The organism is Pantoea sp. Tr-811, assembly GCF_011752535.1.
Lineage (GTDB): Bacteria > Pseudomonadota > Gammaproteobacteria > Pseudomonadales > Pseudomonadaceae > Aquipseudomonas.
Genome location: NZ_VWXJ01000001.1, coordinates 400,051 through 424,782, shown reverse-complemented (window position 1 = coordinate 424,782; position 24,732 = coordinate 400,051). Strand labels below are relative to the sequence as shown.

Sequence of the window (24,732 nt, the reverse complement as noted above, 5' to 3'; positions counted from 1 at the left end):
CTTCCCGTTTGTCGAGATAATTGTTTTCTAGCGGTCGTTTTGCGGAGCGAGCGCAGCCAGGTCCTTGCGCAATTCGTCACTCAAGGCTTCATCTTTGAGTATTCGCTCCAGTTCAACCCGGAACGTGGCGTTGTCCAAAAGATTGGCCTTCAATTCGCGCAATAAATTGCGCATTGCCAGCAAGGCGCGCAATTGCGGTATTTGCCGGGCGACCTGCTCGGGCTCGAAGTCTTTCATGCGTTGGAAGTTAAGATCAACCGGTGTTTCCCCACCCGCGTTGCCAAGGGTGTCTTCAACCACAAGCTTCAGACTGGGTGAAAACTCGGACAATACGCTGTCGAAGTTATTCTTGTTGACATTGACCTTGCTCCGTTCCGACAGCGGGCGTTGCTCCCGGCCATTGCTGTAGTCACCCATCAACATGAGTTTGAGCGGCAGTTCAACCTTGCGCTGAGCACCGCCCGTGTGTAGGTCGAGCTTGATATTGACACGTGCCTTGGGCACTTCGTTCTGAAAGCTGTTTGAAGCCATAATTCCTCCTGGAATAAAGGTGCCACGTGAAAACAATCACCAGCACTCACATCGAATCAATCCTATTGGTGCAACGGGGTAATTAACCACCACACTGGCCTGTGTGCGCTGCCCCGAAATCCATCCCTTTGCAAAGATGACGTACATTTTTTCTTTTCGCCAGCCCCCGGTGAAAACTCAGAATTTTCCTACATACTTATGGATTTAGCAGGGATTGGGGCTAGCCAATTCTGCTCGTGAAAAACCCATGCCATACAAGCAAAGTAACCCGCTTCACTGCATTGACCTGAATCAATGCAGGGCTGTATTGAACGCACCTTTATCGCCAATGCAAAAAAGCAACTTGAATTCAACCCATAATGGTAAATTCAGAAACTTCCTACAATTCTAAGCGAATAATCCTTCACATCTATCACGCAACGGCGCATGTAATTGGACGTGGGTTCGGGGCGGATATAAAGAAATCGGCGTATTTGCCATAGAATGCGGGCCGCCAAGCGGCCCCTTGCAGGTGCAGCCCTTCAGCCCGTTACAAGAAGCTGTTGACCGCCAACGCCGGCACTTCCACCCGGCTTCGCTCCCCTGCCCGTTCGATCACCAGCCCGTCCTGCTCGATGGCCACCAGCTTCACGCCGCGCGCCAGCTCATCCCCGGCTTCCACGGCCTGGGCCGGGCCGCCATCGAGGCTGATGATGGCGACCGTGCCGGCGCGGCCTGACAGCACCCCGCTGACGCGGATATCCACCTGCGCGGGCAGGTCGGCGAACCAGCGCCCCGCTCCGGTATCGGCCAGGGGCGCGGTGGCCGCTGCCTGGGCCTGGGTGGGTAGCGCGGCGGCGGGCGCAAGCACCCAGGCCCAGGTCACGGCACCGGCAACCGCCACCAGCCCTCCCAAACCCTGCAACAACAACCCCGGTGAGCGATAAAGACGTTGAAACGACATGATGGCGCGCTCCTTGTGCTCAAACCCTGAGCATATCGGGTAAACCTCACGGTTTTGTTTCACACCGCGATCATCTTCGTGGGCCATGCTGGCAGCAGGACAAGGAGACCTGCCGTGAACCCGCGCAACGGACAACAAGGCTTTACCCTGATCGAACTGATGGTGGTGCTGGTGATCGTTGGTATCGCAAGTGCGGCCATCAGCCTGAACATTCGCCCCGACCCCGCAAAGCACCTGCGCGAGGACGCCGAACGGCTGGCAAGGCTGCTGGAGCTGGCCAACAGCCAGGCGCAGAGCGATGGCCAGGCCCTGCGCTGGCAGGCCGACGCCCGGGGCTACCGCTTCGTGCGCGGTGACGGCGTGGTGCTGGAGGATGGCCCATTGCGGCCCAGGTTGTGGCAAGCCGAAGCGGTGAAAGTGAACAAGCGCCCGCGTGGCCCGTTGTGGCTGGAGGGCGAATGGGTCAGCGAACCGTTGACCCTGGCCTTGCGCAGTGGCAACCAGGTGATCGAGCTGGTGCGCAGCGGCACCGGCACGCTGCAGGTGGCCCGGCCATGAGGCGCCAGAACGGCTTCACCCTGCTGGAAGTGATGGTGGCGATTCTGCTGATGGCGGTGGTCAGCCTGATCGCCTGGCGTGGCCTGGACAGTGTCAGCCGGGCGGATCGGCACGTGCGCCAGAGCACCGAGGACAACCAGGCGGTACTGCGCGTGTTCCAGCAACTGGAACGGGACCTGGCGTTGCGCGCCACCACCGAGTTGCTGGAGCCGGCCCGGCCCGGCCAGGAACTGATCGCCAAGCCGATTCTGCCGGCCCTGCGTGTGCGTGCCGACCGCCTGGAACTGATTCGCGCCGCCGCCGGCCCCGGCAGTGGCCTGCAGCGGGTACGCTGGTGGGTGCGCGGTGGCACCCTGTACCGCGCCGCCGCGCCGAGCAGCGACAGCTTCCCCCTGGCAGCGGCGCAGGGGGGCGTGGCGTTGCTGCAAGGGGTGCAGGCATTTGCCCTGCGCAGTTGGAAGGAACAAAGCGGCTGGCAGGTACTGGACAGCACCGCCGCCGACAACCCCAAGGGGCTGGAAATTCGCCTGAGCCTGCGCAGTGCGCAGGGCCAGGCCCACTACCGCCAGGTGCTGGGGCCGTTCAACTGACCAGCACTACCCCGCCGGGCAGCTCAAGGCAGCGAGCGCCGTAGGCGGCGCGGATCAGTTCGGCGGCCTGGGGCAGTTGCTCGAAACTAAAGCGCGCCTGCACCCGGCGCCGGCCAAGGGCCTGGTTGAGCAGCACCAGGCGGCCGGGGCGATAGCGGTTGATTTCGGCGATCACCTCGGCCAACGGGGCATCCCGGAACACCAGCAAGCGCTCACGCCAGGCCATCACCTGGCCTGCGTCGAACGCCTGCGGTGTGCCCAGGTCGCCGGCACCGAAGCGCAACTGGCGCCCGGCCGGCAACACCTGAACCTGGCCCAGGGCGCTGACTTTCACGCTGCCGCCCAGGCAGGTAACGCAGATGCCCCGGTCATCTTCACGCACGTTGAAGCGCGCCTGCTCGGCATCGATCAGCCCGGCGCCGGCCTGCACCCGCACGGCCTGGCTGGCGAGCACTTCCATCTCACCGCTGAGCAAAGCAATGGCCTGGCCTTCCCGCGCCACACGGGTGCGCACGTTGAGCTCCAGCTCGATGCCCGGCGCAAGCTCCACCCGGCGCTGCTCGCCCAGCGCGGTTTCAAAGGCAGCAGCAGGTTCGCCAAGGCGGCTGAACACGCCAGCCTGCCAAGCGACGACCCCTACCGAAGCAGCCACCGCGCCGCCGAGAAACGCCCGCCGGCTCACGCCCGGCAGGGGCGTCACGGCCTGCGCCTGTTGCGCCGCCGGGCCCAGCAGGCGCCACAGCTCGCGCACCTGGGCAAAGGCCGCGGCATGGGCCGGGCTGCGTGCGCACCATTGCTGCAAGGCGCTGGCATCGGCCTGGGTAGCGCGGCCGGAGGTCAACAGCAATAGCCAGTCCTGGGCCTGGCGCTGCAACTCGGGGTCGGGCGAAATCTGGGGCATGGTGCTCACATGAAAAGGTCGACTATTGATCAAGACGGTTTTCCCGCCCCCGGACCGAACCGCTGAAACGCTTTTCTTTCAAGGCGCGTTGCACAATGCCCCAAGGCTGCCTTGATTTCCTTCTCCACCATGCGCGTGGAAATGCCGAAGCGCTGGGAGATTTCCTGGTGTGAAGCCTCCTCCAGGCGCGCGGCAATAAAGATGCGCCGGCGCCTGGCCGGCAATTCGTAGAGCGCGCCGAGCAGGCTCTGGATTTCCTTCTGGCCACCGACGATGCGGGCCGGGTCCTGGTCTTCGGCCACTTGCAGCAGGCTTTCGATTTCACCGCCGGTGAGCAGCCGCGCATCGGCCTCGCGCCGGTCGGCAGCCACGTTGAGGGCCATGCGGTAGAGGTAGGCGCTGGGCTTGTGCACCTCTTGCGCCGTTTCCATGCGGTCGACCCGCAGGAAGGTTTCCTGCAGCACGTCGTTGGCCAGGTCATCGGAGCCGAGCCGACGCTTCAGGCGTACCCTGAAGGCGTCATAGGAGGTCAAGAACAGCTTGACCAGCGCACTGTCCCGAGGTTTGTTCATGCCGCCGCAGCTCCTTGCGAAAGTGGGCAATCCATAGGTCCCGGGCGCAGCAGCAGGGTAACCGGCTGGGCCAGGGAAGTTGGCGGCGCACGCTGCAGGCGCACGGCGCGCAGGCGCTCGACCAGCGCCGCGTCACGGTTGAAGTCACCGGTGGTGGCCAGTAGCCGGCTCTGCACCAGTTGCCCGCTGGCGTCTATCCACACTTGCAGGGCGGCGCGGTAGCTGCCCGGACGGGTCAGCGCCGAAACGCACAGCGCCTGCTCCACGGCCTGCTGAAGCGCCCGCGCGTAACTGCCGGCGCCAGTACCGCCCGGCCGCTCGCGGGCAGCCGGGGCCTGCAGGCGCAGTGGCCGCAGGGTAAAACCTTGTGCGGCGCTGTAGCGCGCCTCCAACCCGGTGCCCAGCAACAGGCGCTGGAGCCCTTCACGGGGGGTGTAACGCCCATTGATCGGGCTTGAACGCAGACCGCCCAGCAGGGCCTGGTCGACCAGCACGGCCATGCCGCTTTGCCGCCCGAAGCTGTCCAGCGCCAGGCCCAGGGGCTGCGCGGGGATTGCCAGGGTCAGCCGCGTATCGCCACGGACCGGTATCACCAACGCCAGCCACAACAGGCCAACCACCAGAAATGCACGCACGGACTGGTCGGCCTCCTTGCTGTCGCCGTTACCGGGAGTGGCCATCCTGGGGCCTGTGTATGACGCTGTGGTGACAGCATTCGGCCATCAAAGCTTCACCCCGACACATGGCGACGCGGGCTAGAATTCCAGGCAATCCGTACCTGGATGGAGGTGCTTCATGGTTTGCGTGAGAATCGGGCTGCTGGCAGTGCTGTTGGGCTTGGCTGCGCCGGCCTTGGCCGAACAGGCCAGCAGTGAGAAAGGCTGCATCGACGTGCAGGTCGGGCAATCGCGCGCCCTGGCCTTCGACTGCCTGAGCAAGCAGCTGCAGGGCAACGACCCGCGTGCCGGCAAGGCCCTGCGTGCACAGGTGCAGGCCGGCCAGCAGGTGGACAAGCGCCAGCCAAGCCAGCTGGGCCTGGCGACACCGGCTGCCACCGCCACACGAATGGGCAACAGCTTTGGCACCTCGGTGGTGCCGCAGCGGCCCTGAATACGGCGGGCACCCGACAAACAGCAGTGAAATAAGTTGAACATCCTGGTGCGCTAGGCTTCATAAAGAAGATCGACGCAGTGTTTTTGCCAGGAGCCTGCCTATGCCTGTTCAGTTCCCGGGAACCCAGCGGCCATGAGAATGCCCGGCCGCGCCCCCAATGCCAGCGTTCAGCTCGATTACGTTCGCGATACCCTGTTTGGCCCGGTGGCGTTGAGCGTGGAATGCCAGTGCCAGCTTGCCGCACTCAGCCTGCAGGGGCGCCCTGCCCTGCGCTTGCACATTTGCCCGCCACTGCCCGACAAGGTCGAGCGGGCGCACAGCGTGGCGTTCGTCTGGGACGGGCGCAGTTACCGCGGCGTGGTGCGCGATCAGGGCCGGTGTGGTGATGGTGGGCTGAACCTGCTGCTGGAATTGCAGTAGGCCATGCGGGCGGCCGGCCAGCCTGGGCTGACCGGCGCGGCGCCAGCGATCAGGCGATCGCCTTCAACGGCAGCGAGTGGGTGTTGCGCAGTGCATGCAGCTGGCCGACCAGGTTCACCAGGTCCCGGCAGCTGTTCAGGTTCTGCAGCGATACCCCGGTGAGGGTCACGCCCTCCTCCAGGCTCTGGCCCTGGCCCAGGCGAATGGTCAGGCTATTGCCATCCGTGCAGCTGACTTCGCAGCGGTCGGGCAAACAGGCTTGCTCGATGATCTGCCGCATTTCAAGCATCGAAACTCCAATCAACGACATGGTACGACCCCTCTCTGTTGGCCTTATGAGTGTGAGTACGCCTTTGCGGGACGGGGTGCCAATTGATATTGCCCATGCTCAAGCGGCCGTCCATGCGCCGGAGCAATGATTCTGCGGGGAAATCCTATAGCACCTTAGTGGAAGAACGCTGGCGGCTGGGGGCTGTTCGATCGAATGGTGGCACTTTGCGACAGGCGGTCACCGGCCCGTCATTTATCGGCCAGCGACGCCCACAGGTGCTGCGCCGCATAGGCCTGCCAAGGGCCCCAAGCCGGGGCGCGTTCGGCCAGTTGCGCGTGCTGCCCTTCGCGTTGGCGCAGGGCCTTGACCAGGGCCACATCGCCCAGCGGCATGGCGTCGCTGGCACCGACCTGGCGCAGGGCCAGGTACTGGGCGCTCCATGGGCCGATGCCCTTGAGGCGGCACAGGGTGCCCAGCACATGCGCCAACGGCTGCCCGGCGCGCAGCAGGTCGGGTTGCGCCAGCAGCGCGCGGGCCAGGGTGCCGAGGGTAGCGGCCCGGGCGCGGGGCATGCCGAGGTTTTCAAGGTCGGCGGCAGCCAGGGTGGCGACGCTTGGAAACACATGGCTCAGGCCTTGCGCCTGCTCTTGCAGGGGCTGGCCATGGCGCGCCACCAGGCGCCCGGCCAGGGTCATGGCGCCGGCGACGCTGATCTGCTGGCCGAGCACGGTACGCATGGCCTGTTCGCAGGCATCCCAACCCTTGGGAACGCGCAGGCCCGGGCGCGCAGCCAGCAGCGTGGCCATCAGCGGGTCTTGGGCCAGGTCGCGGGCGATGCGGGCGGGGTTGGCGTCCAGGTCGAAGACACGCCGCACGCGGGCAATCAAAGCGGGGATCGCGTGGCTGGGCACGCCGACCAGGCCGATACGCAGGCGGTTGCCCGCCGTGGGCCTGGCTTCGAGCAGGGCGGGCCGGCCGTTGACCATCAGGGTGCGGCGGTAGGTGCCGGCGCTGAAGGTTTCGATGCCGGGGATGCAGCGGGCAGCGAGGAAGGCCAGGGTCGAGGGCCAGTGGTAGGGCGTGGCGTAGCGCAGCCACAGGGTGTGGCCGGTGGGGGTGATGGTGCGCTGTACGGCTTGGAAGCGGGAATGGGGCATAGGTGCATCATGCCAAGATTTGTGTGATTGCGCCGCTTTCGCGGCGCATCGCGAGCTGCGCTCGCTCCTACCAGGTGTGGTGTGGCAGAAGGCGTGTGCTGCGGTTCAGGCCATCTGCCCGAACCGGCCGGCGTGGAAATCATCGAAGGACTCTGCGATTTCCGCCTGGCTGTTCATCACGAACGGGCCGTAGCCGACGATTGGCTCGTCGATCGGCTCGCCGCTGAGCAACAACAGGCTTGCGCCTTCTGCTGCCTCGATGGCGACATCCTCACCGGCGCGCGCCAGCAGCACCAGGCTGGCCGGGCCGGCGTCGCGTTCGCCGTTGACCCGCACGCTGCCGTGCAGCACCACCAGGGCGGCATGGCGCCCCTGGGCAATCGGCAATTGCAGGCTGGCACCGGGGTTCAGGCGCAGGTCCCACACGTCCATCGCGGTGAAGGTCCGGGCGGGGCCTGGCTAGCCCTGGTAGGCACCGGCGATCACCCGCAGGCTACCGCCATCGCCCGCCAGGGGCAGCACCGGAATGTCGGTGGCCAGCAGGGTCTGATACCCCGCCGCTGCGCGCTTGTCGCGTGCTGGCAGGTTGACCCACAGCTGTACCATTTCCAGCGTGCCGCCGCTGCGGGCAAAGGCTGGGGAGTGGAATTCCTCGTGGAGGATGCCGTTGGCGGCCGTCATCCACTGCACGTCGCCCGGCCCGATCAGGCCACCTGCACCGGTAGAGTCACGGTGCTCCAGCTCCCCCTGGTAAACGATGGTCACCGTCTCGAAACCCCGGTGCGGGTGCTGGCCCACGCCACGGCGGTCGGTGGTTGGCGTGAAGTCATAAGGCCCTGCGTAATCCAGCAGCAGGAACGGGCTGAGCTGGCTGGCCAGGGTGTCGTAGGTGAACAGGCTGCGCACCGGAAAACCGTCACCGACCCAGTGGGCGTGGGGGCTGCGGTGGATGCCCAGAATCGTTTTCATGGAAAGGCTCCTCTCTTCATGGAAATAAACTTACCCATGAAGCCAATTCGCCACAAGCCAGCAAAAACAGCACGTATCGTTCTACTGGCAGGACAATAAACGGCGTAAGGCACGCGGGTGAGCGTCGCGACAGGGCGATTGCTTCAAGGCTTACTCTGCCATGGGTGCGCTCAGGTAAGCGTGCACCTCTGCGATGCAGGGGGCAGCGTCCTCCTGCATGAAGCAATGGCCGCCGGCCATTTGCTTGGCGCTCACATGGGCATTGAGCGCAACCAGCCGTGCTACCGAGCGCGGTACGAAGGGGTACGTACGGCTGCCGTAGAGCACCCGCGTGGGTACCGCGATGCTCGCCAATTGCGCCCACATGCGCGAGGGGAACGAGCTGAAAATGTCCACCTCGCGGCTGGGCCGGCACTTGAGCACCACGCCCTCGCCGCAGTCACCCAGAGCGTGTTCGATGTACGCTTGCAGCGCCGCATCGCTCCAGCCCTTGAAGATGCCGCGCCCTTGCAGCGACGTCAGCGCCGCCTCGCGGTCCGGCCAATGGCTGCGCCGGCTGGCAGCCTTGCGCGCCAGCCCGTGCTTGCGGTGCAGGCCAACCAGCGCGGCAGCGCCCATCACCCCGAGCATGCGGCGGCTGAACAGCACAGGGTCGAGCAGCACCGCACGCTGGAACAAACCAGGATGCCTGGCCAGTATCAGGCCCGTGAGCACGCCACCAAAGCTATGGCCCAAGGCATACCTGGGCACATCACCGTACTCATGCCGCCCCGCCTCGAACGCTTCCACCGCCAGCTCGGCCGTGCGGTTCCAACCACGGAATTCGCCGCCATGGTCACTGTCACCATGGCCTTGCACGTCGCACAGCCACAGGTCGAAATGCTCGCCCAAGCCCAGCAACATGGGCTGGTAGGCCAGGCAGCAGAAGCCGTTGCCATGCAGGAAGTGCAGCAGCGGCTTGCCGCTGGCCGGCGTGCGCCAGCCGCGCAGGGTGAAGCCTTCGCGGGTGTCGAAGGACCAGGGGATCAACTGCATCGGTGTACTGTACCCAGGGGTTCAGGAAAACGCCGATTCTACAAACAGCAGCGGGTACAGGGAAATCACCAGCAGCAAGGCCATCAGGACATTGAACAGCATCAACCAGCGCGGGTTCTGCAAGAGGTTGCGCAGCGCGCTGCCAAACATCACCCAGATGCCGACGCTTGGCAGGTTGACCAGGGCGAACACAGCGGCAATGACGATCACATTGGTCACATAGCCTTGGGCCGGTGTATAGGTGGTGATCGCCCCTACCGCCATTACCCAGGCCTTGGGGTTGACCCACTGGAACGCCGCCGCACCCCAGAAGCCCAGCGGTTTGCGGGCATTCGCCGAATCGGTGCCCAGGGGCCCGGAGGTTGCGATCTTCCAGGCCAGGTACAGCAAGTAGGCCGCACCGGTGTAGCGCAGCACGCTGTACAGCGTCGGCCAGGCCTTGAACACCTCGCCCAGGCCCAGGCCAACCGCCAGCACCATCACCATGAAGCCGACACTGATGCCGATGGCATGGGGGATTGAGCGGCGCACACCGAAATTCACGCCCGAAGCCAGCAGCATGGTGTTGTTGGGCCCCGGTGTGATCGAGGAAACGAAAGCGAACAGCATGAAGGCTGTGAGGAGGTCGGCAGAGGCAAGCATGACAGGCATTCCAGATTCGTTGCAGGTGCTGCCACACTAACGGAGTCGTCCTGCCTCCGACCGGTACAGTTAAGTTAAATTAATCAGATACACATTACTGTACCGCTAACGAATCATGCTGCCACTGGGTAGGCAATCGCCTGGGCCGGCCCTTTCGCGGGCTGCGCACCATTACCCTGTAGGAGCGGGCTTGCCCCGCGAACACCGGCGCAGCCGGTGCCATGTACCGCGTCGCCTGCTTCGCGGGGCAAGCCCGCTCCTACAAATTAGCCCCGCGAAACGGCCGGTTGAGGCGGTATCAGGGGCGGTGCCAGACGGCGCCGGCAATGTCGACCTGCCTGGGCAAGACCCGGTTCTGGAAAAACAGCTCGGCGGTGTGCTGCTGCGCCGCGACGATGTCGTCACTGATCGGTATCAGCGGCGATGCCGGCCGGTGGCTGAAGCTGCGCTGCACCACCGCCTCCGGCAGCCCCATGAACTGCGCCAGCAGCTGGACGCTTCCGGCCTCATCACTGCGGGTCAGTGCCTCGGCGCGGGTGATTTCATCCAGCAGCTGCCCGACGAACTCACCATTGGCCTGCACGTACTGGCGCGCCCCCAGCATGAACGGCCCGATCAGCCCCAAGCCCTCGCCATCGGCCAACACGCGCGCCTTGCCTTCCAGTTCGATGGCCGAATAGAACGGGTCCCAGATGGCCCAGGCATCCACGCTGCCGCGCTCGAACGCCGCCCGCGCATCGGCCGGCGCCAGGTACACCGGCTGTACATCGCGAATTCCCAACCCCGCCTTGGCCAGGCTGCGCAGCAGCAGGTTATGCGCACTGGAGCCCTTCTGCAGGGCGATACGCTTGCCTTTGAGGCCCGTCACCGAGGTGATCGGGCTGGCCTTGGGCACCAGGATCACCTCGGCCCTGGGCTTGGGCGGCTCGGCTGCGATGTACAACAGGTCGGCCCCCGCCGCCTGGGCGAAAATCGGCGGAATGTCGCCGGTGGAGCCAATGTCCAGGCTGCCGATGTTCAGAGCTTCAAGCATCTGCGGGCCTGCCGGGAACTCGATCCATTGCACCTGGGTATTGGCAAAGCGCTGCTCCAGCAAGCGGTGCTGCTTGGCCAGCACCAGGCTGATCGAGCCCTTCTGGTAACCGATGCGCAGGCTCGCCGGGTCGGCCGCCTGCACCGCGCTGGCCAGCCCCAACAGCAGAAGCATCGCAAGTCGTAGCGTGCGCATAGGTCAGGCCTTCCAATCGGTCGAGGGTTTTTCCCAGAGGTTGATCCCGCCTTCCACGGCGTACTGGTCGATCTCGTCCAGCTCGGCCTGGCTGAAGGCCAGGTTGTTCAGCGCCGCGACGTTTTCGGTGATCTGCTCAGGGCGGCTGGCACCGATCAGCGCCGAGCTTACCCGCGGGTCGCGCAAGGTCCAGGCCAAGGCCAACTGCGCCAGGCTCTGGCCGCGCCGTTGGGCGATTTCATTGAGCGCCCGGGCCCTGGCGATATTGGCTTCGGACAGGTGCCCTGGCAGCAACGAGCCACCGCCTGCGCGATTGACCCGGGCATCGGCGGGAATGCCATTGAGGTACTTGTCGCTGAGCAGGCCCTGGGCCAGCGCCGTGAACACGATCACCCCGGCCCCCACCTCTTCGGTGGTGGCCAGCAGGTCGTGCTCGATCCAGCGGTTGAACAGGTTGTACGACGGCTGGTGTATCAGCAACGGCACCTTGAGCTCGGCCAGCAACGCCGCAATTTCACGGGTTTTGCCGGCTGAATAGGAAGAAATGCCGATATACAGCGCCTTGCCCTGGCGCACGATGTCGGCCAAGGCGATGGCGGTTTCCTCCAGCGGCGTGTCGGCATCGAAGCGGTGCGAATAGAAGATATCGACGTAGTCCAGCCCCAGGCGCTGCAGGCTTTGGTCAAGGCTTGCGTGCAGGTACTTGCGTGAGCTGCCGCCCTGCCCGTAGGGGCCGGGCCACATGTCCCAGCCGGCTTTGCTGGAAATGATGAGTTCGTCCCGGTAACTGCGCAGGTCTTCGCGCAGCAGGCGGCCAAAGTTGGTTTCGGCGCTGCCATAGGGTGGGCCATAGTTGTTGGCCAGGTCGAAGTGGTTGATGCCGGCATCGAACGCCGTGCGCAGCAAGGCGCGCTGGGTGTCGATGGGGGTGGCGTCGCCGAAGTTGTGCCACAGCCCCAGGGACAGGGCCGGCAGCACCAGGCCGCTGCGCCCGACACGGCGGTAAGGGATGCGCGCATAGCGCTCAGGGTGGGCAATGTAGCTCATGGTTGGCCTCGCTCGGCAAAGAAGGGGTTGGCGGGCCGCTGCAGGCCCAGGTGTTCGCGCAGGGTTTTGCCTTGGTACTGGCGGCGGAACAGGCCGCGACGCTGCAGTTCAGGGACGACCTGCTGGGCAAAGTCCTCAAGGCCCAGCGGCAGGTGCGGCACCAGCACGTTGAAACCGTCCGCCGCACGGCCTTCGAACCAGGCCTGGAGTTCGTCGGCGATCTGCGTCGGGGTGCCGATCAGGCTGTAGTGCCCTCGCCCGCCGGCGATGCGCCGGCCCAGTTCGGCCAAGGTCAGCTGTTGCTCGCCGGCAAGCTCAGTGAGCAGCTGCTGGCGGCTGCGCTGGCCGTCTTCGGTGGGCGGCAACGCCGGCAGCGGGCCGTCCAGCGGGTAGCCAGACAAGTCGAAGTTGCCGAGCATGCGGCCCAACAAGGCCACGCCCACGCGCGGGTCCACCAGGTCCTGGAACTGCTGGTATTTGGCCTGCGCCTCGGCGTGGCTGCGGCCGACCACCACGAACACCCCGGGCATGATCTTCAGCGAATCTTCCGTGCGCCCATGGCCGGCCAGGCGGCCCTTGAGGTCGGCATAGAACGCCTGGGCACGGGCCAGGCTGGGTTGGGCAGTGAACACCACCTCGGCGCTTTCAGCGGCCAGTGCGCGGCCGGTTTCTGATGAACCCGCCTGCACCAATACTGGCCGGCCCTGCGGCGAACGCGCCACGTTCAGCGGGCCGCGAACCTGAAAGTGCTCGCCGGCATGGTCGAGGGTACGTACCCCTTCAGGGTGGTGGAATTGGCCGCTGGCCTTGTCGCGGATGAAGGCATCGTCGGCCCAGCTGTCCCACAGGCCCTGCACCACGTGCTGGAACTCACGGGCCCTGGCGTAGCGCTCGGCGTGGGGGATGTGCGCGTCACGGCCGAAGTTGCCAGCCTCGGCGGCGGCGTCGGAGGTCACCAGGTTCCAGCCGGCGCGGCCGCCTGAGAGGTGGTCGAGGGAAGCGTACTTGCGTGCCACGTGGTATGGCTCGTTATAGCTAGTGGTGGCCGTGGCGATCAGGCCGATGCGCTCGGTGACGGCGCTCAGTGCCGAGAGCAGGGTCAGGGGTTCGAAGTACACCGAACGGGCGCTGTGGCTGGCCAGGGCGTCGCTGGGTGCGGCAACGCTGTCGGCGACGAACAGGGCATCGAAGCAGGCGGCTTCGGCCACCTGCGCGGTGCGCCGGTAGGTGCTGAAGTCCAGCGGGTCGGCGGGGACATCCGGGTGGCGCCAGGCGGCCACGTGGTGCCCGGTGGCCATCAGGAACGCGCCCAGGCTCATTTGGCGGGTCATGTGTGGGTCTCCTTGAATGGGGCTGCGTTGCAGCCCTTCGCGGGGCAAGCCCGCTCCTACAGGGGTGGGCGCGGTTAGAAGTCTTTGCGCAGTTGCACGCCGAAGTAGCGCCCGTCATCGCGCGGCACCGAGCGGTAGATGTAGTCGCCGCCGCTGGCCAGCATCTGCGCATACGACTTGTCACCCAGGTTCTTGCCCAGCAAGGCCACGCGCCAGCCCTCGTTGTAGTCGGCCAGGGCAATGCTGGCGTTCCAGATGCCGTAGGCACCCTGCACGGTGTCTGGGTTCTGGTCGAGGCTGAACTGCACCGCGTCCTGCCAGCTGTAGTCGCTGGACAGCTCCACATCCAGGCCGTTGGCCAGCGGGATGCTGTAGTCGGCGCGCAGGTAGGCCTTCCAGTCCGGGGTAAAAGGCAGCCGGCCGCCGTCGATGTTGCAGCTGGCAGCGGCGCCCGCCGGGCAGTTGAAGTGGTCGACCCGCGCCTTGGTGTAGGCCGCCGCTGCCGAGAACTTGAGCTGGGAGGTGGCCTGGAAGCTGGCGTCGAGCTCCACGCCCTGGGTCTTGACCTTGCCGGCGTTGACCAGGCGGGTTACCACCTGGTTGGCCACGGTGTCGTAGAAGTTGGCCTGGTAGTTGTCGTAGTCAGTGTGGAACACCGCCAGGTTGGCCATCAGCCGGTTATCCAGCGCCGTGCCCTTGAGGCCTACTTCGTAGGCGTCGGAAGTTTCCGGCTTGAGCGCTTCGGTGTCGCGCGGCTGCATGTTGAAGAATACGTTGTAGGCCGGGCCCTTGTAGCCGCGTGAATAGGTGACGTAGCCGGTGAGGTTGTCGCTGAAGTCGTACTGCAGGCCGGTGCGGCCACTCCAGCCATCTTCGTCCACCGAGCCGGAACTGGCGGTCGAGGGCTGGATGCCGGTCACGGCGGTGGCCGAGGTGGAGACGCGGCGGTGGTCGTACTCAAGGTCGTCGTGGGTCCAGCGCAAGCCGAAGATCGCGCGCAGGTCATCGGTGAAGTTGAAGGTGTTCTCGCCGAACAACGCGACGCTGTCGTTGGTGGTGGAGTAGTCCGCCCTGCCGGTGTTGGCCACCCCGCTGTTCACCGACAGGCGCTGGTAGGTTTCGTTGGAGGTGCCGTGCATGTAGAAGGCACCCAGCACGTATTCGTTGAACTGGCCCTTGGGCGAAGTCAGGCGAAATTCCTGGCTGTACTGGTCGTAATCGACGGTGCCCTTGTCGTGGGAAGCGGTTACCGGCAGCAAGGCGCGGCGGTCGCCATCCTGGAACTGGGTGTTGTCCCAGCCGCGCCAGGCGCTGATCGAGGTCAACGTGTAGTCACCCAGTTGCCAGTCGAGCTGGGCCGACAGGCCCTGGTTTTCGTCCTCGACATGGGTTTTGAAATCGCTGTTGATGTCACGGTTGTGGGCGCTGGGCGTCACCGGGCGCAGCTGGCTGGCGAAGGCGCTGCTGGCGCTGGTGATCACGCCGCTGGGCAGGGTGTCCTCGCCCTTCATGTAGTCGGCGATCAGGGTCAGGCGCAGGGCATCGTTGGGTTCGAACTCCAGCTTGCCACGCGCCCCCTTGCGCGAGTAGCCATTGACGTCATGGCCGTTGGCGACGTTCTCGACGTTACCGTCATAGTCGCCCCACAAGGTGCTCAGGGAGCCCTTGAGCTGTTCGTTCAGGCGGCCACCGATACCGAAGCGCAGGCGGTTCTCGTCGCCCCCGCCGAAGTGCGAGTAGTCCATGTAGCCTTGGGTGTGCTCGGGGATGGCCTTGCTGACCACGTTCAATACGCCGGCCGAGGCGTTCTTGCCGAACAGCGTGCCCTGGGGGCCGCGCAGCACTTCGATGCGTTCCAGGTCGAGCAGGTCGAGGGTGGACTGCCCTGGGCGGCCGAACACCACGCCGTCGACCACCGTGGCCACGGTCGGTTCTACACCGGGGGATGTGGAAATGGTGCCGACGCCGCGAATGAACAATGAGGTGTCCTTGTTCGAGGCACCGGCGCGGTAATTGAGTGTTGGCACCTGCTGGACGATGCTGGCTACGTTGTTGCGGTTGTCGCGTTCAAGCTGCTCGCCGTTGATGACCGACACGGCCACCGGCACTTCCTGCAGGGTCGACTCGCGACGGGTCGCGGTCACCGTCACGGCATCCAGCGCGGTGGCTTGCTGTTCAGGCTCGGCGGCCTGGGCCGGTTGGCCAATGGCCGCCAGCAAGAGCGCGGCAGCCAGGGGTTGGCGTTGCTTGAACGGAAAAGCGTTGTGCGGTTTGTGCATGATGCTCACTGCCTTCAAAGACCAGACCAGGGCCCGCATACGAGCCAACGGGGTGTTGCTGTGGTTGTCTGGTCTCGCTCGTGCGAGTGGCAGGCGCTTGCCAACAGCAGCGCTTGTTAGCGCTAACATCACCAAGTATCAGAGCGCTGTGCTTAGCAGGTCAAATAATAAAAAAGCAGATTTATATGCCATAAAGCTATTTGCCAGCATCGCCTACGTTAGCGCTAACATCGCCGCATTTCTCCATGAGGCCAGCCTGTGAGCCAAGCCAAGGATTCCCCCCGCAAGCGACGCGGCGCCGGCCGTGTGACCCTGGCCGAGGTGGCGCGCGCTGCCGAGGTGTCGGCCATTAGCGTTTCGCGTTTCTTCAACCAGCCCGAGCAGGTGTCGCCGCCTTTGCGCGAGCGTATCGAAGCGGCGGTGCAGGCACTGGGGTATGTGCCGAACCTGGTGGCCGGTGGCCTGGCTTCGGCGCGCGGGCGGATCGTCGGCATGGTGATCCCGAACATTTCCGGGCCGATCTTCGCCCAGACCATCCAGGCGTTCAGTGACACCCTGAGCCAGCATGGCTATCAGTTGCTGTTGGCCTCCAGCTACTTCAGCGAGGCGCAGGAAGAGAGCGCCGTGCGTGCCTTCCTGGGCTGGTCGCCGGCGGCGCTGGTGGTGACCAGCCGCTTCCACAGCGCGGCCACCGAGAAGATGCTGGCCGAGGCCGATGTGCCGGTGCTGGAAATCTGGGACTACTGCCCCGAGCGGGCACCGCTGCAGGTGGGGTTCTTGCATCACCAGGTGGGTGTGCAGGCGTGCCGCTACTTGTTGGGCAAGGGCCATCGGCGCATCGCCTTCGTGCAGAACAGTGCCGCCGGCGACCTGAGCGCCCTGGAGCGGCGTGATGGCTACATCGAAACGCTGCGCGAGGCTGGGTTGGAGCCGTGGGTGTTCGTGCCGTCAGCCGACTGCGCGCCGTTCGAGGCTGGGCGCCAGGCCATGGAGGCGCTGATGCGCCGCGACCCGCGGCCGGAGGCGATCATCTTCGCCAACGACAACCTGGCTGCTGGCGCCCTGCTGGCGGGCCAGCGCGCTGGGCTGCGGTTGCCGGAGGACATGGCGATCATGGGGTTTGGCGACTATGCCTTTGCGCAGATGCTGCTGCCCAGCCTGACCACCCTGCGGCCGCCCTCGCGGGAGATTGGCGAGCTGGCGGCGTTGCGGGTTTTGCAGCATTTGGGCAGCGTGCCTGTCGAGGGCGAGGTGCAGCGGCTGAACCTGCTGGCGTGTGAGTTGATCGCTCGGGAAAGTGCCTGAGGGTCACTTGCGGCGTTCGACTTGATGGCTGCCGTCGCAGTCGGCGCGGGTTGGGTTGTCTGTGCAGCTCTCCTGATAACTGAAATATTTGCAGCCTGCCAGCAGGCTCAATAGCGCTAGCACTACCAATGTCCTCATGACCACCTCCAGATTATGCAGAGTCCTCCTAACACACTAGTTCAGCGAGATGAATTAGCCAGGCCCTCATGAGGCGGCAGGGTGGCCATGCGCCTGCATCAACCTGCCTCAAGAGGTGTAGCGCCTGTGAAATCGAGCGCCGCGCGGGCGGCGCTCGGTTTCACAGGCGCTGAAAATCTGCCGGCGAACATGCCCGTAGCCGCATCACCATTCCCACCAACACCACATTGGTCAACGCCAACAGGCAAAGGGTCACCAACACCCCCATCGAGCCAAAGTGCTCAAACAAATACCCGCCCACCACCGGCGTCAACGCCTGCCCAATCAACGAAGGCCGCGACATGCGCCCCATCAGCAGCACGTACTGCGCCGGCGGCATCATCGCCAGCGGCAACAAACCCCGCACAATTGCCCGCAGGCCATTGCCACAGCCGAACACCAACAAACCCACCGCCGTGGCGGCCGGCACCAAGGTCACCAGCAACAAACCCACCAGCACCAGGCTGACCCAAGCCAGCGCAGTCCAGATCGGGTGACGCTTGCCGGCCAGGATCTGCAACACCCGCGAAGCCACCTGGCTCGGGCCGAGCATCGCCGCCAGGCCAATGGCCGCCGGTAGCGAATGCCCCAACCCCTGCAGCACCGCCACCAGTTGCACGGCGATGGCGGTCATGATGATGGCGCCAATGGCGAACATGCTCGTCAGCAGCCAGTAGAGCCCGCGATCCACGCCAACCGCCTCGCCTTTCGCCTGGGCCTTGGCCGGCACTTCCACGCGCCCACCTGCAGGCAACACCCGCCAGTACAACGGCGCGACCACAACGATCAGCACCAGCGCATAACAGGCGCAGGTCGCCCGCCAGCCGAAGTGTTCGATGGCCAAGGCCACCGTGGGCCAGGACAGCGTCGAGGCGAAGCCGGCGATCAGCGTGATGCCCGTGATGGCTTTGCCCGCGCCCTCCCCGTACAACCCACCCAGGGTGGCGAACAGCGCTTCGTACAGCCCCATGGCCATGCCGATGCCGATCACCGCCCAGGCCAGCAGGAACAACGCCAGGCCATCGCTGGCAGCCATGATCAACAACCCCACCGCCACCACCGCACCGCTCGCGGCCATCTGCGGGCGGCCGCCGTAGCGGGCAACCAGGCGACTGGACAACGGTGCGAACAGCGCCGACACCATCAGGCTCAGGGACAACGCACCATACACCCATTGGCTGGGCCAGCCGGTGTCGCGGCTGATCGGGTCGGCCATCACGGCCATGAGGAAGAACGAGCCGCCCCAGACCAGGATTTGCAGCACGCCGAGAAGGACGATGCCAAGGGGGCCGGGCAGGCGGTGGTAGGTGTGCAAGGTGGGGCCTATTTCAGTCGCTGTGCGTTGGTGGCTGTGCGGGCCCTATCGCGAGCTACGCTCGCTCCTACAGGGGAAATGCATCGCCTGTAGGAGCGAGCGTAGCTCGCGATAGGGCCGGCACTGCTGTTAGAGCGCTCAAGCCCAAGCCCCGTCACATGCCCGCCATCGATGATCGATGCAGACATATCATTGTGCGTGATAATAGCTTTCGCTGCGTTCGATTCGTGCGTCACGCGCAAGACACTCACACTCCGCCCACTACTAATACATTGGCGGAGTTCTCCATGGATCACTCACTCAAACCCTTGCGCTTCCCCCTCGCTGCCCTGGCAGTGGTGGTGCTCAGCGCTTGTGGGCGCACCCCTGACGCCGTGCAGGCTCCCGCCGCGCCGAAAGTCAGCGTCGCCAAGGTCATCGAACAGCCGATCAACGAATGGGACGAATTCACCGGCCGCCTGGAAGCCCCGGAAACCGTCGAAGTGCGCCCACGGGTGTCTGGCCAGATCGACCAGGTTGCCTTCACCGAAGGCGCCCAGGTGAAAAAAGGCGACCTGCTGTTCCAGATCGACCCGCGCCCCTTCCAGGCTGAAGTGCGCCGCCTCGAAGCGCAACTGCAACAGGCCAAGGCCACCGCCATTCGCAGCGCCAACGAAGCCCGCCGTGGCGAGCGCCTGCGCGACAGCAACGCCATCTCCGCAGAGCTTGCCGAATCGCGCAGCAGCGCCGCCGCCGAAGCCCGTGCCGGGGTCGACGCCATTCAGGCCCAGCTCGACCTGGCCCGCCTGAACCTCAGCTTCACCCGCGTTACCGCGCCCATCAGCGGCCGCGTCAGCCGCGCCGAGTTCACCGCCGGCAACATCGTCACCGCCGATGTCACCCCGCTCACCAGCGTCGTCTCCACCGACAAGGTGTACGCCTACTTCGACGCCGACGAGCGCGTGTATCTCAAGTACACCCAGCTGGCGCGTGAAGGCCAGCGCGGCCAGAGCACCCCGGTTTACCTAGGCCTGACCAACGAAACCGGCAACCCGCACCTGGGCCAGATGAACTTCGTCGACAACCAGGTCAACCCGCGCACCGGCACCATCCGTGGCCGCGCCGTGTTCGACAACCGCGACGGGCAGTTCACCCCCGGCCTGTACGCACGCCTGAAACTGGTGGGCAGCGCCCAGTACGACGCCGTGCTGATCAACGACGAAGCGGTCGGCACCGACCTTGGCAAGAAGTTCGTGCTGGTCATGGACAAAGACAACAAGGCCGCCTACCGCGCCGTGGAGCTCGGGCCCAAGCTCGAAGGCCTGCGCATCGTGCGCAGCGGGCTGGCCAAGGACGACCGCATCGTGGTCAAGGGCCTGCAGCGCGTGCGCCCAGGTTCGCCAGTCACCCCGGAAGAAACGCCAATGGCCAGCGAACAGACCCTCGCCGCCCTCGCCCAGCAGCGCCAGGCCCTGGAGGCCAGCAACCCGGCGCCGAAGGTGGCCGGCACCAATGAAAAAGTCGCCAGCGCCCAGGCGCCACGCGGTTAAGGGACCACACCGATGAACTTTTCCAAATTCTTCATTACCCGGCCGATCTTCGCCGCGGTGCTGTCGCTGGTGCTGCTGATCGCGGGTTCCATCTCGCTGTTCAAGCTGCCGATCAGCGAATACCCCGAAGTGGTACCGCCCACCGTGGTGGTGCGCGCCAACTTCCCTGGCGCCAACCCCAAGGTGATCGGCGAAACCGTCGCCGCGCCGCTGGAGCAGGCCATCACCGGTGTCGAGAACATGCTGTACATGTCCTCGCAGTCCACCGCCGACGGCAAGCTGACCCTGACCATCACCTTCGCCCTGGGCACCGACCTGGACAACGCCCAGGTGCAGGTGCAGAACCGCGTCACCCGTACCCAGCCCAAGCTGCCGGAAGAAGTGACCCGTATCGGCATCACCGTCGACAAGGCCTCGCCCGACCTGACCATGGTCGTGCACCTGACCTCGCCGGACAACCGCTACGACATGCTCTACCTGTCCAACTACGCCATCCTCAACATCAAGGATGAACTGGCCCGCCTGGGCGGCGTGGGCGACGTGCAGCTGTTCGGCATGGGCGACTACTCGCTGCGCGTGTGGCTCGACCCGAACAAGACCGCTTCGCGCAACCTTACCGCCAGCGACGTGGTCGCGGCCATTCGCGAGCAGAACCGCCAGGTGGCCGCCGGCCAGCTGGGCGCCCCGCCCGCCCCCGGCTCCACCAGCTTCCAGCTGTCGATCAACACCCAGGGCCGCCTGGTCAACGAGGAAGAGTTCGAGAACATCATCATCCGCGCCGGCGCCGATGGCGAAATCACCCGCCTGAAGGACATCGCCCGGGTCGAGCTCGGCTCCAGCCAGTACGCCCTGCGCTCGCTGCTGAACAACCAGCCGGCCGTGGCCATTCCGATCTTCCAGCGCCCGGGCTCCAATGCCATCGAAATCTCCGACGAAGTGCGGGCGAAGATGGCCGAGCTGAAGAAGGACTTCCCCGAAGGCATGGACTACAGCATCGTCTATGACCCGACCGTGTTCGTCCGTGGCTCGATCGAAGCGGTGGTGCATACCCTGTTCGAAGCCCTGATCCTGGTCGTGTTGGTGGTGATCCTGTTCCTGCAGACCTGGCGCGCCTCGATCATCCCGCTGATGGCCGTACCGGTTTCGCTGATCGGCACCTTCGCGGTGATGCACCTGTTCGGCTTCTCGCTCAACGCCCTTTCCCTGTTCGGCCTGGTGCTGGCCATCGGTATCGTGGTGGACGACGCCATCGTCGTGGTGGAGAACGTCGAGCGCAACATCGGATTGGGCCTCAAGCCGCTCGAAGCCACGCAGAAAGCCATGAGCGAAGTGACCGGGCCGATCATCGCCACGGCGCTGGTGCTGTGCGCGGTGTTCGTGCCAGCGGCGTTCATCTCTGGCCTTACCGGGCAGTTCTACAAGCAGTTCGCCCTGACCATCGCCATTTCCACCGTGATTTCGGCGTTCAACTCGCTGACCCTGTCGCCGGCCTTGGCCGCGGTACTGCTCAAAGACCACCACGCACCGAAGGACCGTTTCTCGCGCTTGCTGGAAAAGCTGCTCGGTGGCTGGCTGTTCGCACCGTTCAACCGCTTTTTCGACCGCGCCAGCCATGGTTATGTCGGCGGCGTACGCCGTGTGATCCGCGGCAGCGGCATCGCCCTGTTCGTGTACGCCGGCCTGATGGGCCTGACCTACCTGGGCTTCTCGTCCACCCCGACCGGTTTCGTGCCGGCCCAGGACAAGCAGTACCTGGTGGCCTTCGCCCAACTGCCGGACGCCGCCAGCCTCGACCGCACCGAGGCGGTCATCAAGCGCATGAGCGAAATCGCCCTGGAGCAGCCGGGCGTTGCCGACTCGGTGGCCTTCCCCGGCCTGTCGATCAACGGCTTCACCAACAGCCCGAACAGCGGCATCGTGTTCACCCCGCTCAAGCCATTCGATGAGCGCAAGGACCCAAGCCAGTCGGCGGCCGCCATCGCTGCCGCGCTGAACGCCAAGTTCGCCGATATCCAGGACGCCTACATCGCGATCTTCCCACCACCACCGGTGCAAGGGCTGGGCACCATTGGCGGCTTCCGCCTGCAAATCGAAGACCGCGGCAACCTGGGCTACGAAGCGCTGTACAAGGAAACCCAGAACATCATCGCCAAGAGCCATGACGTGCCGGAACTGGCAGGCCTGTTCACCAGCTACCAGGTCAACGTGCCCCAGGTGGATGCTGCCATCGACCGGGAAAAGGCCAAGACCCATGGTGTTGCGATCACCGACATCTTCGACACCCTGCAGGTTTACCTGGGCTCGCTGTACACCAACGACTTCAACCGCTTTGGCCGCACCTACCAGGTCAACGTCCAGGCCGAGCAGCAGTTCCGCCTCGATGCCGAGCAGATCGGCCAGTTGAAGGTGCGCAACAACCTGGGCGAGATGATCCCGCTGGCGACCTTCCTCAAGGTCAGCGACACCTCCGGGCCTGACCGGGTGATGCACTACAACGGCTTCATCACCGCCGAAATCAACGGTGCTGCCGCCCCTGGCTACAGCTCCGGCCAGGCCGAGGCGGCGATCGAGAAACTGCTCAAGCAAGAGTTGCCCAACGGCATGACCTTCGAGTGGACCGACCTCACCTACCAGCAGATTCTGTCGGGTAACACGGCGTTGCTGGTGTTCCCGCTGTGCGTACTGCTGGCCTTCCTGGTGCTGGCCGCCCAATACGAAAGCTGGAGCCTGCCGCTGGCGGTGATCCTGATCGTGCCGATGACCCTGCTGTCGGCCATTACCGGGGTGATCGTTTCCGGTGGCGACAACAACATCTTCACCCAGATCGGCTTGATCGTACTGGTGGGCCTGGCGTGCAAGAACGCGATCCTGATCGTTGAGTTCGCCAAGGATGAACAGGCCAAGGGCCTCGACCCACTGGCTGCAGTGCTGGAAGCCTGCCGCCTGCGCCTGCGGCCGATCCTGATGACCTCCATCGCCTTCATCATGGGCGTGGTGCCACTGGTGTTCAGCTCCGGTGCAGGTTCGGAAATGCGCCATGCCATGGGCGTGGCGGTGTTCTCGGGGATGATTGGCGTGACCGTGTTCGGCCTGTTCCTGACCCCGGTGTTCTTCTTCCTGATCCGCCGTTTCGTCGAGCGTCGCCAGGCCCGCAAGGCCCAACACGCGCCTGTGCTGGAGAACCATGCATGAACCTGCTCAAACCCCTGACCCCAAGCCTGCTGGCGCTGGCCCTGGCGGCCTGCGCGGTAGGCCCGGACTACAAGGCACCCAACACCGCGCCTGCGCAGTTGAACAGCACCGAGGCACAGGCCAAGGCGTTCGACCGCAACCGCTTCGAAAGCCTGTGGTGGAAGCAATTCGACGACCCGGTGCTGAACCAGCTGGTGCAGGCGTCGCTGGAGGGCAACCGTGACCTGCAGGTGGCGTTCGCCCGGCTGAAATCGGCCCGGGCGATCCGCGACGACGCCGCCAACGACCAGTTCCCGGTGGTGACCAGCCGCGCCAGCAGCCAGGTCGGCAAGGGCCAGGTGCCCGGCCAGACCGAGCAACGGGTGAACCAGGAGCGCTATGACCTGGGCCTGGACATGGCCTGGGAGCTCGACCTGTTCGGCCGCATCCAGCGCCAGATCGAAGCCAGCGAAGCCCAGGAAGCGGCGGCCCAGGCCGACCTGCAGCAGTTGCAGGTGAGCCTGATCGCCGAGCTGGTCGACGCCTATGGCCAACTGCGCGGTGCGCAACTGCGCGAGAACATCGCCGTGGCCAACCTCAAGACCCAACAGGAATCACGCAGTATCACCGTGACCCTGCGCGACGCCGGGGTTGGCAACGAGCTTGACGTGGTGCGCGCCGATGCCCGCCTGGCGGGGGTGGAAGCCACCGTGCCGCAACTGCAGGCCGAACAGGCCCGCGCCCGTCACCGCATCGCCACCCTGCTCGGCCAGCGCCCGGACGCCCTGAGCGTGGACCTCTCGCCCAAGGCCCTGCCCGCCATCGCCAAGGCCTTGCCGGTAGGCGACCCGGGTGAGCTGCTGCGCCGTCGCCCGGACATCCGCAGTGCCGAGCGCCAGCTGGCCGCCGCCACCGCCAATGTCGGCGTGGCCACGGCCGACCTGTTCCCGCGGGTCAGCCTCAGCGGTTTCCTGGGTTTCACCGCCTCGCGCGGTTCGCAGATCGGTTCGGCGGCGGCCAATGCCTGGTCGCTGGGCCCGAGCATCACCTGGGCGGCGTTCGACCTGGGCAGCGTGCGCGCCCGCTTGCGCGGCGCCAAGGCCGATGCCGAAGGTGCCCTGGCCAACTACGAGCAGCATGTGTTGCTGGCGCTTGAAGAGTCGGCCAATGCCTTCAGCGACTACGACAAGACCCAGCAACGGTTGTTGTCGCTGATGCGCCAGAGCGATGCCAGCCGCAAGGCCGCAGAACTCGCCTCGGTGCGCTACCGCGAAGGCACGGTGGACTACCTGGTACTGCTGGATGCCGAACGTGAACGCCTGAGCGCCGAAGACGCCCAGGCGCAGGGTGAAGTCGACCTGTACCGCGGCATCGTCTCGATCTACAAGGCCCTCGGCGGCGGTTGGCAGCCAGAGAACGTCGCCAGCCTGCGCTGACCCTTACCCGTTCAAACGACTCCTTTGGTTGGCTCCTCCCCCAACCGTTTGCCCCGCTGGCCTTGGCTTGCGGGGCTTTTTTTCGGGTGCGGGATTTTACGCCGCCTTGGTAGGAGCGAGCGCAGCTCGCGATGCGATCTGACGGGCACCACATCCCTCATGATGAGCCCGCCTGTGGGATCGCATCGCGAGCTACGCTCGCTCCTACCAAG

23 protein-coding genes and 1 pseudogene are annotated in these 24,732 nt (G+C 65.2%); 8 read left to right on the top strand and 16 right to left on the bottom strand.

The window, feature by feature from the left end:
- Positions 1-27: 27 nt before the first annotated feature.
- Positions 28-531, bottom strand: coding sequence for a type VI secretion system contractile sheath small subunit (gene tssB / locus F3J44_RS01905; protein ID WP_167270295.1), 504 nt, complete (start codon positions 529-531; stop codon positions 28-30).
- 529 nt (positions 532-1,060) lie between these two features.
- Positions 1,061-1,474, bottom strand: a complete 414-nt coding sequence (locus F3J44_RS01900) for a type II secretion system protein N (RefSeq protein ID WP_167270288.1) — start codon at positions 1,472-1,474, stop codon at positions 1,061-1,063.
- Between the two features lie 114 nt (positions 1,475-1,588).
- Here F3J44_RS01900 and F3J44_RS01895 point away from each other — a divergent pair, with 114 nt between their 5' ends.
- Positions 1,589-2,032 (top strand): GspH/FimT family pseudopilin, encoded by a 444-nt coding sequence (locus tag F3J44_RS01895; protein WP_205299622.1) that lies wholly within the window; start codon positions 1,589-1,591, stop codon positions 2,030-2,032.
- Complete coding sequence (locus tag F3J44_RS01890) at positions 2,029-2,622, top strand: type II secretion system protein GspJ (protein ID WP_167270286.1); 594 nt, start codon at positions 2,029-2,031, stop codon at positions 2,620-2,622. The genes F3J44_RS01895 and F3J44_RS01890 overlap by 4 nt, the downstream gene beginning before the upstream one ends.
- Here the strand turns inward: F3J44_RS01890 and F3J44_RS01885 are convergent.
- From F3J44_RS01885 to F3J44_RS01875, 3 genes are read right to left on the bottom strand one after another with little or no spacing between them, the layout of a single operon-like run.
- A complete protein-coding gene (locus tag F3J44_RS01885) occupies positions 2,615-3,523 on the bottom strand; it encodes a DUF4880 domain-containing protein (protein ID WP_167070777.1) in 909 nt (302 codons plus the stop codon). The genes F3J44_RS01890 and F3J44_RS01885 overlap by 8 nt on opposite strands.
- A 29-nt stretch (positions 3,524-3,552) precedes the next feature.
- On the bottom strand, positions 3,553-4,095 hold the full coding sequence (locus F3J44_RS01880; RefSeq protein WP_167270284.1) for an RNA polymerase sigma factor: 543 nt from the start codon (positions 4,093-4,095) through the stop codon (positions 3,553-3,555).
- Positions 4,092-4,775 (bottom strand): STN domain-containing protein, encoded by a 684-nt coding sequence (locus F3J44_RS01875; protein WP_167070779.1) that lies wholly within the window; start codon positions 4,773-4,775, stop codon positions 4,092-4,094. Before F3J44_RS01875 ends, F3J44_RS01880 begins: the two co-directional genes overlap by 4 nt.
- Before the next feature lie 115 nt (positions 4,776-4,890).
- Here F3J44_RS01875 and F3J44_RS01870 point away from each other — a divergent pair, with 115 nt between their 5' ends.
- Together F3J44_RS01870 and F3J44_RS01865 are read left to right on the top strand one after the other, a co-directional pair.
- Positions 4,891-5,205: a hypothetical protein gene (locus tag F3J44_RS01870; RefSeq protein WP_167270282.1), complete on the top strand. Its 315-nt coding sequence runs from the start codon at positions 4,891-4,893 to the stop codon at positions 5,203-5,205.
- A gap of 135 nt (positions 5,206-5,340) precedes the next feature.
- Positions 5,341-5,628, top strand: a complete 288-nt coding sequence (locus F3J44_RS01865; RefSeq protein ID WP_167270280.1) for a hypothetical protein — start codon at positions 5,341-5,343, stop codon at positions 5,626-5,628.
- 49 nt (positions 5,629-5,677) lie between these two features.
- Here F3J44_RS01865 and F3J44_RS01860 read toward each other — a convergent pair whose 3' ends face one another.
- The 9 genes and pseudogenes from F3J44_RS01860 to F3J44_RS01820 form a co-directional block, all read right to left on the bottom strand.
- Complete coding sequence (locus F3J44_RS01860; protein WP_167070782.1) at positions 5,678-5,938, bottom strand: DUF1652 domain-containing protein; 261 nt, start codon at positions 5,936-5,938, stop codon at positions 5,678-5,680.
- A 209-nt stretch (positions 5,939-6,147) separates the two neighbouring features.
- Positions 6,148-7,056 (bottom strand): DNA-3-methyladenine glycosylase, encoded by a 909-nt coding sequence (locus tag F3J44_RS01855; protein WP_167270278.1) that lies wholly within the window; start codon positions 7,054-7,056, stop codon positions 6,148-6,150.
- Between the two features lie 105 nt (positions 7,057-7,161).
- Positions 7,162-8,025: pseudogene (locus F3J44_RS01850) on the bottom strand (pirin family protein).
- Between the two features lie 150 nt (positions 8,026-8,175).
- The gene (locus tag F3J44_RS01845; protein ID WP_167270276.1) at positions 8,176-9,060 is read right to left on the bottom strand and encodes an alpha/beta hydrolase; all 885 of its coding nucleotides are present in this window, start codon (positions 9,058-9,060) and stop codon (positions 8,176-8,178) included.
- A 21-nt stretch (positions 9,061-9,081) separates the two neighbouring features.
- On the bottom strand, positions 9,082-9,702 hold the full coding sequence (locus F3J44_RS01840; RefSeq protein ID WP_240158172.1) for a LysE family translocator: 621 nt from the start codon (positions 9,700-9,702) through the stop codon (positions 9,082-9,084).
- A 298-nt stretch (positions 9,703-10,000) separates the two neighbouring features.
- Complete coding sequence (locus F3J44_RS01835) at positions 10,001-10,930, bottom strand: aliphatic sulfonate ABC transporter substrate-binding protein (protein WP_167270274.1); 930 nt, start codon at positions 10,928-10,930, stop codon at positions 10,001-10,003.
- 3 nt (positions 10,931-10,933) lie between these two features.
- Positions 10,934-11,977, bottom strand: a complete 1,044-nt coding sequence (mgrA, locus tag F3J44_RS01830; RefSeq protein WP_167270272.1) for an L-glyceraldehyde 3-phosphate reductase — start codon at positions 11,975-11,977, stop codon at positions 10,934-10,936.
- Complete coding sequence (locus F3J44_RS01825; protein ID WP_167270270.1) at positions 11,974-13,308, bottom strand: LLM class flavin-dependent oxidoreductase; 1,335 nt, start codon at positions 13,306-13,308, stop codon at positions 11,974-11,976. Before F3J44_RS01825 ends, mgrA begins: the two co-directional genes overlap by 4 nt.
- Before the next feature lie 74 nt (positions 13,309-13,382).
- Entirely contained in the window at positions 13,383-15,587 is a 2,205-nt protein-coding gene (locus F3J44_RS01820) for a TonB-dependent receptor (RefSeq protein WP_167270267.1), read from the bottom strand.
- A 258-nt stretch (positions 15,588-15,845) separates the two neighbouring features.
- Between F3J44_RS01820 and F3J44_RS01815 the strand changes: the two genes are divergently transcribed.
- Positions 15,846-16,892, top strand: a complete 1,047-nt coding sequence (locus tag F3J44_RS01815; protein ID WP_167070791.1) for a LacI family DNA-binding transcriptional regulator — start codon at positions 15,846-15,848, stop codon at positions 16,890-16,892.
- A 3-nt stretch (positions 16,893-16,895) separates the two neighbouring features.
- On the opposite strand, the gene F3J44_RS30070 is transcribed toward F3J44_RS01815, so the two are convergent.
- Positions 16,896-17,030, bottom strand: a complete 135-nt coding sequence (locus F3J44_RS30070; protein WP_255432118.1) for a hypothetical protein — start codon at positions 17,028-17,030, stop codon at positions 16,896-16,898.
- 160 nt (positions 17,031-17,190) lie between these two features.
- Positions 17,191-18,384, bottom strand: coding sequence for an MFS transporter (locus F3J44_RS01810; RefSeq protein WP_240158168.1), 1,194 nt, complete (start codon positions 18,382-18,384; stop codon positions 17,191-17,193).
- A 287-nt stretch (positions 18,385-18,671) separates the two neighbouring features.
- On the opposite strand from F3J44_RS01810, the gene mexE reads away from it, so the two are divergent.
- The 3 genes from mexE to F3J44_RS01795 are packed head-to-tail and all read left to right on the top strand — an operon-like array spanning position 18,672 to position 24,520.
- Entirely contained in the window at positions 18,672-19,913 is a 1,242-nt protein-coding gene (gene mexE, locus F3J44_RS01805) for a multidrug efflux RND transporter periplasmic adaptor subunit MexE (RefSeq protein ID WP_167069786.1), read from the top strand.
- A gap of 12 nt (positions 19,914-19,925) precedes the next feature.
- Positions 19,926-23,105: an efflux RND transporter permease subunit gene (locus tag F3J44_RS01800; protein ID WP_167069788.1), complete on the top strand. Its 3,180-nt coding sequence runs from the start codon at positions 19,926-19,928 to the stop codon at positions 23,103-23,105.
- Entirely contained in the window at positions 23,102-24,520 is a 1,419-nt protein-coding gene (locus F3J44_RS01795) for an efflux transporter outer membrane subunit (RefSeq protein WP_167270265.1), read from the top strand. The genes F3J44_RS01800 and F3J44_RS01795 overlap by 4 nt, the downstream gene beginning before the upstream one ends.
- Positions 24,521-24,732 lie beyond the last annotated feature (212 nt).